Source organism: Denitrobaculum tricleocarpae, from assembly GCF_007004665.1.
Lineage (GTDB): Bacteria > Pseudomonadota > Alphaproteobacteria > Kiloniellales > Kiloniellaceae > Denitrobaculum > Denitrobaculum tricleocarpae.
Window position 1 is genome coordinate 767,377 of sequence record NZ_ML660052.1, and the last position, 13,028, is coordinate 780,404.

13 protein-coding genes are annotated in these 13,028 nt (G+C 57.5%); 8 read left to right on the forward strand and 5 right to left on the reverse strand.

From position 1 onward, the window contains the following. Positions 1-380: 380 nt before the first annotated feature. The 3 genes from FKG95_RS03430 to FKG95_RS03440 are packed head-to-tail and all read left to right on the forward strand — an operon-like array spanning position 381 to position 2,637. Positions 381-1,229, forward strand: coding sequence for a helix-turn-helix domain-containing protein (locus FKG95_RS03430; RefSeq protein ID WP_142894891.1), 849 nt, complete (start codon positions 381-383; stop codon positions 1,227-1,229). A gap of 47 nt (positions 1,230-1,276) precedes the next feature. Continuing rightward, a complete protein-coding gene (locus FKG95_RS03435; protein WP_142894892.1) occupies positions 1,277-1,804 on the forward strand; it encodes a GFA family protein in 528 nt (175 codons plus the stop codon). After that, positions 1,801-2,637: a phosphate/phosphite/phosphonate ABC transporter substrate-binding protein gene (locus FKG95_RS03440; protein WP_142894893.1), complete on the forward strand. Its 837-nt coding sequence runs from the start codon at positions 1,801-1,803 to the stop codon at positions 2,635-2,637. Before FKG95_RS03435 ends, FKG95_RS03440 begins: the two co-directional genes overlap by 4 nt. On the opposite strand, the gene FKG95_RS03445 is transcribed toward FKG95_RS03440, so the two are convergent. From FKG95_RS03445 to FKG95_RS29885, 3 genes are all read right to left on the reverse strand, one after another. After that, positions 2,634-3,323: a hypothetical protein gene (locus FKG95_RS03445; protein ID WP_142894894.1), complete on the reverse strand. Its 690-nt coding sequence runs from the start codon at positions 3,321-3,323 to the stop codon at positions 2,634-2,636. The genes FKG95_RS03440 and FKG95_RS03445 overlap by 4 nt on opposite strands. Before the next feature lie 610 nt (positions 3,324-3,933). Beyond that, positions 3,934-4,314 carry a DUF983 domain-containing protein gene (locus FKG95_RS03450; protein WP_142894895.1) on the reverse strand — a complete coding sequence of 127 codons (381 nt, stop codon included), beginning with the start codon at positions 4,312-4,314 and terminating at the stop codon, positions 3,934-3,936. Between the two features lie 138 nt (positions 4,315-4,452). Next, positions 4,453-5,061 (reverse strand): pentapeptide repeat-containing protein, encoded by a 609-nt coding sequence (locus FKG95_RS29885; RefSeq protein ID WP_218940052.1) that lies wholly within the window; start codon positions 5,059-5,061, stop codon positions 4,453-4,455. Positions 5,062-5,425: 364 nt separating this feature from the next. On the opposite strand from FKG95_RS29885, the gene FKG95_RS03460 reads away from it, so the two are divergent. Together FKG95_RS03460 and FKG95_RS03465 are read left to right on the forward strand one after the other, a co-directional pair. Beyond that, positions 5,426-5,992: a peroxiredoxin-like family protein gene (locus FKG95_RS03460; RefSeq protein ID WP_142894896.1), complete on the forward strand. Its 567-nt coding sequence runs from the start codon at positions 5,426-5,428 to the stop codon at positions 5,990-5,992. A gap of 1,074 nt (positions 5,993-7,066) precedes the next feature. After that, the gene (locus FKG95_RS03465; protein WP_142894897.1) at positions 7,067-8,404 is read left to right on the forward strand and encodes a histone H1-like repetitive region-containing protein; all 1,338 of its coding nucleotides are present in this window, start codon (positions 7,067-7,069) and stop codon (positions 8,402-8,404) included. A gap of 311 nt (positions 8,405-8,715) precedes the next feature. On the opposite strand, the gene FKG95_RS03470 is transcribed toward FKG95_RS03465, so the two are convergent. Beyond that, the gene (locus FKG95_RS03470) at positions 8,716-9,273 is read right to left on the reverse strand and encodes a hypothetical protein (RefSeq protein ID WP_142894898.1); all 558 of its coding nucleotides are present in this window, start codon (positions 9,271-9,273) and stop codon (positions 8,716-8,718) included. A 346-nt stretch (positions 9,274-9,619) separates the two neighbouring features. Next, complete coding sequence (locus tag FKG95_RS03475) at positions 9,620-10,519, reverse strand: DMT family transporter (RefSeq protein WP_142894899.1); 900 nt, start codon at positions 10,517-10,519, stop codon at positions 9,620-9,622. Positions 10,520-11,054: 535 nt separating this feature from the next. Between FKG95_RS03475 and FKG95_RS03480 the strand changes: the two genes are divergently transcribed. From FKG95_RS03480 to FKG95_RS03490, 3 genes are all read left to right on the forward strand, one after another. Beyond that, positions 11,055-11,606, forward strand: a complete 552-nt coding sequence (locus tag FKG95_RS03480; RefSeq protein ID WP_142894900.1) for a PAS domain-containing protein — start codon at positions 11,055-11,057, stop codon at positions 11,604-11,606. 527 nt (positions 11,607-12,133) lie between these two features. Further along, positions 12,134-12,619 carry a hypothetical protein gene (locus FKG95_RS03485; RefSeq protein ID WP_142894901.1) on the forward strand — a complete coding sequence of 162 codons (486 nt, stop codon included), beginning with the start codon at positions 12,134-12,136 and terminating at the stop codon, positions 12,617-12,619. Positions 12,620-12,714: 95 nt separating this feature from the next. After that, positions 12,715-13,011 (forward strand): HPr-rel-A system PqqD family peptide chaperone, encoded by a 297-nt coding sequence (locus FKG95_RS03490; protein ID WP_179953909.1) that lies wholly within the window; start codon positions 12,715-12,717, stop codon positions 13,009-13,011. The last annotated feature ends 17 nt before the right edge of the window (positions 13,012-13,028 follow it).

The window sequence follows — 13,028 nt, forward strand, 5'->3', positions numbered from 1 at the left end:
ACCGATGTTGCAAGGTGGCTTCTTCCCCTGGGCCAATTCCCCCACGCTTATCCCCGGGGCCAGTTCCCCGCAGGGTTGCTTCGGGCAGGCCTTTTCAGTCCCCGAATTCAGAGGTGAACACGCTGCTCAAAGTCAATTCGACCCTGCTGTGACCCGAAATCGCCGTTGGTTGGCGGGGAGACCGGACGCATACTCCAAGGCATATCCGGTCCGGCCTCTGCAGCTGCTTCCCCAAAAGCAACTTTGTCCTCATAAGCAATTCTACCGCCCGGAGTGTTATGACAACAATGCGATTCAGCGCACAATGCGTTGATTGTGGTATGCAAAAGCTGCAAATGATGATAATTGTAAACAATTGGTGATAATTCGGAGGAACAAAAGTGGATCGCCGTGAAACCGTTGAGGTCTTCCGGGAACGGCTGACCGACGTGATCGAGCGTTCCGGTTTGAGCCGCTCCGCTTTTGCGACGACGGCGGGTCTCGACCGTTCGACGCTGTCGCAGCTTCTCTCCGCCAATAACGACCGCCTGCCACGGGCCGAGACCATCGCGGCTATAGCCAGCGCGCAGCAGGTCAGCGTGGACTGGCTGCTGGGGCTGAGCCAGATCGATCAGGAAGGCATCAACATCATGGGCCAGCCGCTGGAGATCGAATCCGGCGCCGGGTCTCCGGTCGATGAGCGTCTGATCCGCTGGCACGCCGAGGCTGAGGGTTATAAGGTCCGCTACGTTCCCTCGACCCTGCCGGATTTGCTCAAGACAGAAGCGGTCACGCGCTACGAATACCGGGACTATGCGCCGATCACACCCGAGCGTGGCCTGGAGCAGGCATCACATCGTCTGGAGTACAGCCGCCGGCCGGAGACAGACCTGGAGGCCTGCTCTTCCTTTCAGTCGGTGCAGGACTTTGCCAGGGGGCACGGGATCTGGGCCGATCTGCCCGCGGAGTCCCGTCACGAACAACTGCTCTCCATGATGTCTTTGATCGACGAGCTCTATCCGGCCTTTCGCTGGTTTCTGTTCGATGGCTTGCAGCGCTACTCCGTGCCGGTCACGCTCTTCGGCCGGCAGCGTGCCGCGGCTTATTTCGGCAACATGTACTTTGTGTTCAATGCGACCGAGCATATTCGGGTGCTGAACCGGCATTTCGACGAGTTGATTCGCTCCGCCGTGATTCAGCCGACCGATATCATTGGATTTCTCGAGCGGCAGTTGGCCGATGTGACGTAAAGCACTTTGGTTCTGATTTACCGATCCCCAGGGGATGGAGAAACGCGATGCGGGAAGATGTGGAAGCGATCGAAGAGAGAGACGACGAGACTCCCAGCGCGACTGGCGGCTGTTTGTGCGGCGCCGTGCGCTATCGTCTCTTCGGACCTCTGCGCGATGTGATCAACTGCCATTGCGGTCAGTGCCAGCGCACGCATGGCAACTTTGCGGCCTATACACGGGTCAAGCGCTCCGCCTTTTCCTGCGACGAACGCCAGGGCTTGCGCTGGTACAGTTCGTCGGACCGCGCGCGGCGTGGTTTCTGCAGGACCTGTGGCGCGTCCCTGTTCTGGGAACGTCTGGACGGCGACGCCATCTCCATCTCCGCCGGCAGTATCGACCCGCCCAGCGGTCTGAAGACCACGCAGGACATCTTTGTGGCGGACAAGGGGGACTATACCGAACTGGCGCCGGGCACCGTCGTAACGCTCCAAGGGCGCCGCGGCGGGAAGGCGCAGCCCGAAGTCAACGCCTACACCTCGGTCGGGCAGGGTGTGGCAGGTCTCGCCAAAGGTGAAACCGGAGAGACGGAGTGACGCAGGCCACCGGGCTTGCGAGCCTCTTCATGTATGACATGCCCGAATTCAGACCCGCGAGCGAATCCTGGTGGCAGGGTCTTGCACGGGCCATGACGGCGGAGGGCATCGAGGGGGTTCCCGATCATTTGAGCGAGGTTGCGGATCCCATGCAACACTGGGGGAAACCCGATCTCCTCTTCAGCCAGACCTGCGGTTATCCGCTGACCCATGCACTCCTGGGGAAAGTAGCTGTGGTCGCGACCCCGGCCTACGACTGCGACGGCTGCGCCGGCACGAATTACCGCAGTCTGATCCTGGTGCGCGATGAGGACCCGGCGCAGGACGTTGCGGATTTGACGGGCCGGACCGCGGTGGTGAACTCCCTGGATTCGCAGTCGGGCTTTTCATCTCTCAGGTCGGTCGTTGCCCCCTTCGCGCGGGACGGGCGGTTTTTTGCGCGCCTGGAAATTAGCGGCGGTCACCTCGCCAGCATGGACGCGGTCAGGGCCGGGCAGGCGGATGTCTGCGCCATCGACGCGGTGACTTACGGACTGGCGGCACGCTACCGCCCCCCGGCGGTGGAGGGCCTGCGCATTCTGGATCGCGGACCCGAGGCACCCGGGCTCCCCTACATCACGGCCGGCGCGGGCTCGGCAGACCTCTTGCAGCGGCTCAGGTCCGCGCTATTTGCCGCGCTCGAGGCACCGGATCTGGAAGCGACGCGCGCGGCGCTGATGATCAAGGGGGCTGAAGTATTACCGGACGGTGCTTACGACCGGATTTTGGATCTGGAACGCAAGGCGCAGATGAGGTTGCCTGAGATGGCCGGTCCCGAGAGCGACCGGCTTTAGCAAGCCTTGCGGGTTTTGCGCAGAAGCCAGCCCAGGCCCAGGACACCCATCAGCATCAAAACCAGACTATTGGGCTCGTCGACCGTGGCGGCTGCTGCCGAAGGGATGATGGCGTTCGCCAGCAGGATGTTGTCGATCCCAAAACCGTTTGCCACGGGCGCCGAAAAGGTCAGGCTGGAGATAAATTCTGCCGGTTCCAGGATAAAGCCGAAGAAACGATTGGTGATCCCGGGCACGATCGTTTTGGAGCCCGTTGCCGTTGTGTAGCTGATCACGGTGTCGCGCTGAAGAGCACGAAAGGTTGCGCCGAAGCCGATAATCGGGACATCGAAGCTCATGGTCGCGGTCGTTGTGCCTGCCGCGGAGGTTTCGAGGTAGAGCGCCGCAAAGGGCGTGTGGGAGGGGGCAATGATTTCAAATCGAAAGGGCGAGACTTCGATCTTATTCAAGCTGTTGTGGGAAGCTCCGGTTGAGGAGAGCGTAATCGGCCCGGCGTCGAGCTCTCCGTTCTGAAACAGCGCATCGCCGGCGAAGCTATTGAAATCCACGGTGTGATCGATCGTGCCAAGTGTATTTTTAAAGCCGATGGACCTGGTGAAGGTGAGCGGTCCGGCCAGAGATTCGCTTGCGCCGGCGGGCAGGGTGATGATCGCGATGACAAGCGGGATAAGAATTCTCTTGAGCATGAAAAGCTACCTTCTTTGGTTGGGAGCTTCAGCGACGCGGACGACAGATGAGCCCGTGTGCGGACTTTGCCTCGCCCGCAACTCAAACCTCAGTCCGCAGAGAACCGCCGATCCCCGGAGCTCAACAGTCAGCCTTCCTGCCGCTGTTGCCGTAATTCCATAAAAAGCATCTCGCTTTTTATCTATTAAGCTTTGTTTAGATCCTAAAAATTTAGATTCGGTTATGAGGATCGCTGGACCGCCAGAAAACAACGAAGCAGCCTTAAAACCAGAGCAGATCCGGTTTAGACGGAATCGCCTTCGGCGATCCGTCGTACCGGTGAATCTGCTCTAACTGTTTGATGTAGAGCGGGTTCACATGTTTTAGCGAAAACACAGCGTGTTTCCGTTAAAACATGACGCGCTCCAGGGAAGAGTTCGAAAAACAGGGGAGAGCCGGGAGAGGCCAAGCGAATCCAGGGTAAGGCGAATCCCAAGTAAGGCGGCGCAAGAGTGGGCTGGAAACCGGCGAAAACGCGCAGACAAGCGCCGTCGGCACTCTGCGATGGCGCTGCGAACCCCGTGGCGGGCGGTAAGAGGTGAGTGCTCGGTCTCCGGGCGCGCCTGAAAATCAGGTTTCGTCGCCCCGAATCCTAAGTGCCCAAATCAGATTGACAACCACGCCTTTGACCAGCGGCAAAAAGATCAGGGTAAGCAAGAGCGTCAGGGCCGGCCAGACCGCCATGTGAACCCAGAACTCCGGCGGCGCGGTCTGCTCGAGATACAGGATCGAAGGCACGACGATGTGGCCGACGATCAAAATCGTGAAGTAGGGCGGAATATCGTCGGCCCGAATGTGTCCCAAGGCTTCGCCGCAACTGGAGCAGCTATCGGCAACCTTGACGTAACCCTTGAAGGATTTGCCGATTCCACAGGAGGGGCAACGACGCAGAAGGCCGCGAAACAGAGACCGCAGCATGGGGCGTTTGGATTCAGATGCTGTGTATGTCATTGATGCTCTTAACTGTCCTGAGGTGTGGTGCTTTAGGATCTAAGCGATCCAAAACGTGAAGCGCTCTCATAGATATCACGATGAGAGGCTGATTCACGCTTTTCACCCAGACAGTTAAAAACGCTCAGGCTCTCGGCGTCACGACGATCTGCATGACAACGCCGTATGTAACGCCTTTGGAGAGATTTTGCATCCGATAAGATTGGCCCGCCAGAGGTCGGTGCCCTTCAACTTTGCGCCGGTCAGCACCGCGTCGCGCAGGTCCGCGTCGCTCAGATCGGCGCCGCTCAGATCTGCGCCCTGGAGATTGGCGCCCTGGAGGTTGGCGCGCACCAGGTTTGCATTCTGCAGATTTGCCTTGCCCAGATCGGCGAAGGAGAGGTCGGCCTCGGCGATATCGGCATGGGGCAGCGCGGCATGGGGGATCTTGAGACCGGCCAGGTTCAGGCGGTTCAGGTTGGCTCTGATTCCACCCTTGCCGTTCTTCAGCCAGACGTGATGATCCGCCATAATATGCAGGAGTTGCCGGGCTTTGGCGGACTTCACCGAACGGGCCTCGTTCGATTTACCGGCTTTGCCTTCGGCCGGCTTTTCGATCAGCAGGGTGTCGTCCGGCAGGCGCGTGCAGACATATTTCACTCGCAACTGGCGCTTGGCATCCGCCTCGTCCATGGCAATCACTTCGCCGGTTTCAGAGCCTTGTGCCTGGTCGAAGGTCAAGCGGTATACGAATGTCTTTTTGGCCATCGGGGGTCCCCTCACTCGAGATCGTCTCGTCGGTTTGAATCTGTGCCGCCCCTCGTGGCATCAGCAATTTCCGCGCTGTTATGACGCAGGCCAGGTCCACAGGATGCAAGGAGCGGATTTCGTTAACCATACTGCCGAGAGACTTAAAAATATTTAACGCGGCATTGAAAAAGGGCGGGAAATCATAGTGTTTACCGCTGATTGTATGAGGAGTAACGGAGAAGTGCCTTGACATAATTGAACGATCGTTCCAGATATGGCGCGGAGCAGGGCCGTTCCTGATCTGCCGGTCACTTTTGATCTGCCGGTCAGGGGCACGCGTCGCTCTCCCCCCATTTGATTCAGAGTTCGAAGGAAATCCATCATGAGCGCGATCACCCCACTGGTTCCCCGCCAAGCCGTTCCGTCACTTGAGTTGCCCACTGTCGGGGGCGGCACCTGGTCGCTTGCGGATCAGAAGCCTGAGAACTTCACGATTGTCGTCGTTTATCGCGGCCTGCATTGTCCGATCTGCTCCATGTACCTGGGCGACCTCAACCAGAAGCTTGAGAAGTTCACCGAGAAAGGTGTTTCGGTTTTTGTCGCGACGAGCGACGGCGAGGCAAGGGCGAGCGAAGCAAAAGAGAAGTGGGGCCTTGATAAGCTGACTCTCGGGTACGGCCTGAGCCTGGAAAAGGCGCGCGAGTGGGGTCTCTATGTTTCCGCCGGAATTGGAACGACCTCGATCGGCATTGAAGAGCCTGATCTCTTCGTCGAGCCGGGCATTTTCCTGATCCGCCCTGACGGAACGCTCTATTTCGGCAGTGTTCAGACCATGCCCTTCGCCCGCCCTGCGTTCGGTGATATTCTCAAGGCGTTGGATTTCGTGATCGCAAAGGGATATCCGGCGCGCGGTGAAGTGGTTGACCTGCCGGCTCAGGCTGCCGAGTAACCGACGGTCCCGCATAGCCTGCTCGAACTCTCTATTGAGACAGCTCGTGTGGTGGATCTGAAGTCTGTATTTGCATTTTTCATGCGGCAAAAAGGGCGCTCCGTTCTCGGTGGCGCCCTTTTTGCTGTTTCTTTGCGTTCTGTAGATCATGTCCAAGATGCCGCATTGTGATCGGCGCAACTCAAAAAAACAAAAACCCCGGCAGAGCTGCCGGGGTAAGGTCTTGAGCCGGTAAACAGGGGTCTGTATTGGCGGCTCAAATTAGGGGTATAGACTAAACAAGTGCGATCCTGTGCGGTTTTTTCAAGGGGCCTGGAGATCTGTCCTACCCGAAGTGGAGCTGCCGAAGCGACCGTTTGCCCTGAGGACTCGCGTTCCGCAATCCGGATGACGGGAGACGAATCGGCAAAAAATTTCTGATGGGGCTCTTAAAATCTCTTCGCAATGACTCGGCTGCGCGGGTGTTTGAAATTTTTATCGATCTTTTTTCGGCTTTCGGTCCGGGGGCTTTTCGGCCCGTGCAATCGCATACGAAAGGCCTGACGGTGACCGGTTGAATGTCTCAGGGTTGCATGTCTTGGTGACCAGGCCAGCGACGCGGACCGGCCGTGGAAAAGAGACCGCACCTCCCGAGCGGTTAAAACTTCGTTGCTCTATTCTTGCAATCGGCCCCGAGCAGGTTCCGATTACTACAGAGTTTAAAAATATAATATAAATCAATTGGTTATGGGTTTGTTTTCGCGATGTTCACGCGTGGCGAAGAGATCTTTCAAGACAGGGTTTCCTGCGAATTCAACAGGCTGTGTATCGAGTCTTTGCGTGTTTGTTGAGTTCTTTAAAGAGTACCAAATCGCGGCAGGCCGGGGCGATCGTAGTAATGAAAACCGGCAAGGGGAGAAGCCGGCAGCGTTTGTCAAATGATCCTGCGGCCCGGCAATAGTCACAATGAAAAGAAGCGTGTGCGCCTCAATGAAGCAAGATTTGAGGTAAGAAAATATTTACCAAGTGGGTTTAAACGATACGCCACCGAGGCGTGAATCGCCGAACCTTACTTCATAATTTTGAGGATTTAGAATGGTTGCGAAAAAACGGACGGCGGCGTCTTCGGCTACTGCCAAGGCCAAACCGGCAAAGAAAAAGGTTGCCGCTAAGCCGGCTGCCAAACGGACTGCAGCAGCTAAGAAGCCAGTCGCTAAAAAGACTGTCGCTAAGAAGCCTGTAGCCAAGAAGACCGCGGCGAAGAAGCCAGTCGCGAAGAAGGCAGTGGCGAAGAAGCCCGTCGCTAAAAAGACTGCGGCTAAGAAGCCCGTCGCTCGCAAGACTGCAGCCAAAAAGACTGTAGCCAAGAAGACTGCGGCCAAGAAGCCCGTCGCTCGGAAGACTGCAGCCAAAAAGACTGTAGCCAAGAAGACTGCGGCCAAGAGGCCCGTCGCTCGCAAGACTGCAGCCAAAAAGACTGTAGCCAAGAAGACTGCGGCTAAGAAGCCCGTCGCTCGCAAGACTGCAGCTAAGAAGCCTGTGGCTCGTAAGACCGCGGCTAAGAAGCCGGTCGCTCGCAAGACCGCGGCTAAGAAGCCTGTGGCTCGTAAGACCGCGGCTAAGAAGCCGGTCGCTCGCAAGACCGCGGCTAAGAAGCCTGTGGCTCGTAAGACCGCGGCTAAGAAGCCGGTGGCTCGTAAGACGGCAGCCAAGAAGCCTGTCGCTCGTAAGACCGCGGCTAAGAAGCCTGTCGCTCGTAAGACGGCGGCTAAGAAGCCTGTCGCTCGTAAGACGGCGGCTAAGAAGCCTGTCGCTCGTAAGACGGCAGCTAAGAAGCCGGTCGCTCGTAAGACGGCAGCCAAGAAGCCTGTCGCTCGTAAGACCGCGGCTAAGAAGCCGGTCGCTCGTAAGACGGCAGCTAAGAAGCCTGTCGCTCGTAAGACCGCGGCTAAGAAGCCGGTGGCTCGTAAGACGGCAGCCAAGAAGCCGGTCGCTCGCAAGACCGCAGCCAAGAAGCCGGTCGCTCGCAAGACCGCGGCTAAGAAGCCGGTCGCTCGTAAGACCGCGGCTAAGAAGCCGGTCGCTCGCAAGACCGCGGCTAAGAAGCCGGTCGCTCGTAAGACCGCGGCTAAGAAGCCGGTCGCTCGTAAGACCGCGGCCAAGAAGCCTGTCGCTCGTAAGACCGCAGCCAAGAAGCCTGTCGCTCGTAAGACCGCAGCCAAGAAGCCGGTCGCTCGTAAGACCGCAGCTAAGAAGCCGGTCGTCCGCAAGGTTGCAGCTAAGAAACCAACGGCTAAGGCCGCTGTTGCCAAGAAGCCAGTCGTGCGGAAAGCCGTCACCAAGCGTCCTGTGACGTCGAAGGTTATGGCCAAGCGTCCGGTTTCTGTGAAGCCTTTCCGCTATGTGTGGTCGAATGGTGCTGTAAGCCGGTAATCCATCGGTGACATAGCATTCGCTAACAGGAAAAGCGGGGCCTTTCGGGGTCCCGCTTTTTTTTTGTCGGTGACACAGGATTCCAGCTTTGGCAGCGGGCCGGACTGTCTCTGCTTACGGGTGTCTGAGCTGAGACCTGTCTGCGCCGAAACCTATACGGTCCTATGAACGACCCGGAACGCAAATCGCCCTCCCCCCCACAGGGGAGAGAGGGCGACCCCGGAGTCATCGTCTCGGTGAATAGACGGCGGATTCAGACCGCTTGCGCTTTACGGAAGCTAGTCTTCCCGGCGTGGATCAGGTCCTGGCAATCAGTTACGCACACCCTCGACCATAACGGTGCCATTGACAATGTGGCCGCGAAGGTCGTTCAGGCCCTGAAGCAGTTCGTCGTAGGTTTCGCGGAGCTGCCTCAGATCCTCGATGCGGCTGCTCGAGACGCTCTTTCCTTTGGAGGATTCAAGCAGAGTGGCAAGATACCTGCCCTTGGCACGGGCCACCTGCTTGACCAGGGCCGCAACCTCCGAGCGCTCGACCTTGATGACATGCTGGGTGATCTCCGCCTGGCTTTCATTGCGGATCATATCCTCGATCATGCGGTCGTATTGCCCCGCTGCCACAGTCTCGCTCTTGCCGGGACCTGGGCGGGCCTTTTTGGGCTTTATGTCCTTTTGACCGGATTGCGGCAGGCCGTCCGACGGCGCCGGCTGGGGCTTATTGGCTTGATTGAGGGTCGGCAAAGCTGACGGGGGATCGATCTCCAGTTTCAGGGGGGGCCGAGCTTCGAGATCCGCGGGGCCGGTTTGCTTCAACCAGGACCGTGCGGAGCGTAATTGCTGATTGAGATCGCCCGGTTCGATAAGAGACATGATAGTTCCTCCAAGGTCTGCGCGCTTTCACGCGCAGAGTGAAACGCCTGGCTCAGCCCTTTTCCCTTTTGGTCCGACGACGGCTTTCGTTCCCCACAGGTCCCGTTCTCCGGGTTTCCCTTCCCCTGAGTGTGGCGTAAGGAGCGATCGCGCGTGCCTTGCAGAGCTGTCCTGCTGGAGGAAAGATATGCAATTCGCGGACCAGCTTTTCCCGGCTTCGTACTCTCCGGAAAACCAAGGTTTTCCGGCGGTAAAATCCTTTGATGACGGGCTCCGCGCAGGGGGGCGGAAATAATTTCCCGGCAAGAAAAGAGACCCCGATGCATGTCCGGCCGCCGCGCACCGCTCAGCTGGGGCCGTTGTCTGATTTTTTAAGGTTCTCGCGGTGAAAGATGTAAAGACCGCTCGCCGCGATAATGATTGCGCCAACGATGGTCCAGACGTCGGGCAGTTCCCCAAAAATAAGGAATCCGTAGAGCGTCGCCCAGATCAGGCTGGAGTAGCTGAAGGGAGTGACGGCAGTGGCGGGAGCCGACTGAAAGGCCTTGATTAGAGTAAACTGACTGACACCGCCGAGAAAGCCGATCAGGATCATGATAAGCCAGCCATGGGTGTCCGGTGTCTGCCACTCGAAAGGGACCACAAAGCACATCACAACTGCGCCGACCAGCGCCGTGTAGGCCAGGGTGGTCAAGGGTTGGTCGCTGTGGCTGAGAGATCGTGTGATCACCTGATACAGGGCATAGCAGCAGGCGGCACCGAAGGGCAGCAGTGCCGCGAGCTGAACGCTGTCGCCGCCCGGACGGATAACGATCAGGGCGCCGATAAATCCGACAGCGATACTTGCCCAGCGCCGCGGACCAACCTTTTCTCCCAGCATGGGGATCGATAACGCGGTGACGAGAATAGGGGCAACGAACATGATCGCGCTGGCATCCGCGAGCGGTATCAGGCTGAGCCCGGTGAAGAACAGGACCGTCGTAATCAGCAGCAGCAGTGATCGAAAGAGCTGAATGCCAAGACGCTGCGTCCGCATCAATCCCGGAAGCCGGTGGTTCAGATAAAGTGCCAGAAGCAGCGCATGGAAAACGTAACGGGCCCAGACGACCTGCAGGACAGGATAGCTCTGAGCGAGATACTTTGCTGCCGTGTCCATACTGACGAACAGCAGCATGGTCAGAAGCATCCAGAATATGCCTCTGCTTGAACCCGATGAGAGGGTCGCGCGGACCCGAAGACCTGTCATGGAGGTGTATCCGCCATAAAGATGTATTGCTTATGTCCGTGAGTCTGCCGACGAACTGTGCCTGCGGCGCAGCGGCCTGACTTAACCATGGTGTATTTCGGCTTGAGGGATACAGGAAAACGCGGCTTTGCGGAATTCCCGGATTTGCGTGTCTGCCATGCGCGGCGCTCCCGGTGAGCGCTGCGGAGCGACCGGTATTGACGTCCTTTCGAGGATTCCGCAGTCTTGGACCGTCCGGTATTTACCGTGATCGGGTTCTCAATTTACCCGTCCAGAGAAAGCGCTTCGGTTTAAAGTGGAGTGAGCTGAAGTCGGCGCGCGAAGCCTTTCATAGAGTATTTCAGATACTGTTCTATTGAGATGACCTTAACACTTAATCTTGTTATGATGGTCCCGCATGTATCGTTTAATTGAAATGGGTTGCCGGGTTCATCTCTCCGAAACTTTGGGTCGCGAGCAACTCGTTTGTGTCAGTATGGCGCTCGACCTGTGAAATCGGGACCGACGTCGTTGCCGTACGCCTGGGTAGTTCGTCATGTTTAGCAACCTGTCCGACCAAAGACTGAACCGGCTTCTGGAGCATTACATGGAAGCGCGCGGAACGCGGGCCATGCCAAGCCGGCACGATATCGATGCCCTGCGTTTGGGGCCGGTCTTGCCGTTCATCTGGTTGAGCGACTTCGAACCGGCGCACAATACCTTTCGCTACCGCCTGGCGGGCGAGGAGGTAAATGCCGTTTTCGGAGCGCGGATCACCGGACTCTTGCTGTCGGATATGGTCAAAGGCGAACGTTTCACCGCCGTGAACAACCTCTTCTTGAGGGTGATCAACGAGGGATTGGCACTGCACGCCGAGGGCCCGGTCTATCGTTGTACCGACCGCATGACCCTTGGAGAGCGCCTCGTGCTGCCGCTTTCCAGCGATGGTGAAGTCGCCGACGGCCTCGTGGGTGTGACCGTTCGTGGGGAGTCGGTTGATTTGACGACTGCAGCAGCCAGCGCCGATCAAGTTTACAATTTCGCCGCGGTTGAACAGCTCTCGGAAAACTCGCCTGAAACAGTGCTGCAACGCGCGACAGGCGGTTGATGAACCAGAGTCTCCGCGACGACTCCTAAACTCTTAATTTCAGACGAGTTTATTCACGGGTGATTTGCGGTGTTTTTCAACTTTTTATTGTAGGACCTCTGCATGAGATGGCTGTGTGGCAGCCGCCTCTCTTTTGCATGCTCCCGACGTGCGCGTTCGATTGCAGAGCATCGCTGTTGCGCGACCTCTCTTCAGCGCTGCCCCAGGGAGGTTGAGAACCACGCTTTGTCGGATTTTTTTACGATGTGTTAAACTTGTGTTTTATATGAATATCAACGTCTTAAGGAGATGATGCCGGACTCCTATCGGAATCAGGTCGAAAAAACTGTTGGAATTTCTTACAGAGGCCTTATATCCGAATCGATAAAGGATTGAAAACAAACGAACAAGACCTGTGGCATAGAAGTTGCTTAGTGTCATGGAGCATTTATTAGCGGCCATTTGTCGAGACATATATTGTAGGGCAAGTCTGTGGCCAGGTATGGGCATGGCGGCGCGTGAAGCCGATTTTGAGGAGTGTGTCATTTATGGATCCGACGTTAAATGGCAATGAGAATGCCGGGTCTGAGGATAAGGCGCAGATGGATGAAGCGAGGAAAGCTCGGCGCCGTTTGCTGAAGCTTGGCGCTGCCTCTGCGCCGCTGGTTCTGACCTTCAAGCCGAGTTCGGCCTGGGCAGTCTCCGCAGGTTGTATTTTGCATGAGGGCAAGCGGGAGACACCCGGCAAACTCTACAAGGTCGACGGTTACATGCGGCGGATGGTGCGTCACGACAACGGCATCTACTACAAGTTCCGCTATGGTCGTTGGATGTACTGGCATGGCGGCCACCGGCGCTTTTACGATTTGAATAAGGGCCCTTATCGCAGAGTTCGCCACTACCAGGAAATCTACATGAATAAAGGGCCCGGCAGTGTCGTTCAGGCCGGGAACGTCAATCACACCAAGCTGCGGGCGTTGGTTTACAATGACAACGTGGGCTGGTCCTGTGTGAGTTCGATTATTCAGTCTTAACGCTACGTCGGTCCTGTCGTGAATTGCGGGATCGAGTGTCGAAAAGCTTGGGGAGCGGGCGCGGGCCGAATTTCGGTCGCGCCCGTTATTTCGTCATGAATGAAGCATCGCACCTCTGGTACGTTCCCGAGTCCGGCAGCCTTGTCTGGCGGTCGTTCGACTCCTATTCACTGCTCTACAACGAACGCTCGGGAAACACCCATGTTCTGGATCCGCTCTCGCGCGAGATCCTGGATCTGCTTCAAGAGTCCCCGCGCGACGAGAGGGCTCTGCTCCAGGAACTGACCAGCCTGGTGGGTGATGACGATCCGGAGGCTCTCCGCGAGGCGATCGGCGAAGCTCTCGTTGCCTTTGATTCCGCCGGCCTCATTTTTCCGGCATACCATTCTTAAACTTCGCGGTGTTATAA

Excerpts from the sequence above, each read along its gene's own strand:
- FKG95_RS03475 (WP_142894899.1), bottom strand. The coding sequence starts at position 10,519 with ATGACAGGTCTTCGGGTCCGCGCGACCCTCTCATCGGGTTCAAGCAGA.
- FKG95_RS03435 (WP_142894892.1), top strand. The coding sequence starts at position 1,277 with ATGCGGGAAGATGTGGAAGCGATCGAAGAGAGAGACGACGAGACTCCC.
- FKG95_RS03490 (WP_179953909.1), top strand. The coding sequence starts at position 12,715 with ATGAATGAAGCATCGCACCTCTGGTACGTTCCCGAGTCCGGCAGCCTT.
- FKG95_RS03460 (WP_142894896.1), top strand. The coding sequence starts at position 5,426 with ATGAGCGCGATCACCCCACTGGTTCCCCGCCAAGCCGTTCCGTCACTT.
- FKG95_RS03450 (WP_142894895.1), bottom strand. The coding sequence starts at position 4,314 with ATGACATACACAGCATCTGAATCCAAACGCCCCATGCTGCGGTCTCTG.
- FKG95_RS29885 (WP_218940052.1), bottom strand. The coding sequence starts at position 5,061 with ATGGCCAAAAAGACATTCGTATACCGCTTGACCTTCGACCAGGCACAA.
- FKG95_RS03470 (WP_142894898.1), bottom strand. The coding sequence starts at position 9,273 with ATGTCTCTTATCGAACCGGGCGATCTCAATCAGCAATTACGCTCCGCA.
- FKG95_RS03485 (WP_142894901.1), top strand. The coding sequence starts at position 12,134 with ATGGATCCGACGTTAAATGGCAATGAGAATGCCGGGTCTGAGGATAAG.
- FKG95_RS03445 (WP_142894894.1), bottom strand. The coding sequence starts at position 3,323 with ATGCTCAAGAGAATTCTTATCCCGCTTGTCATCGCGATCATCACCCTG.
- FKG95_RS03465 (WP_142894897.1), top strand. The coding sequence starts at position 7,067 with ATGGTTGCGAAAAAACGGACGGCGGCGTCTTCGGCTACTGCCAAGGCC.
- FKG95_RS03480 (WP_142894900.1), top strand. The coding sequence starts at position 11,055 with ATGTTTAGCAACCTGTCCGACCAAAGACTGAACCGGCTTCTGGAGCAT.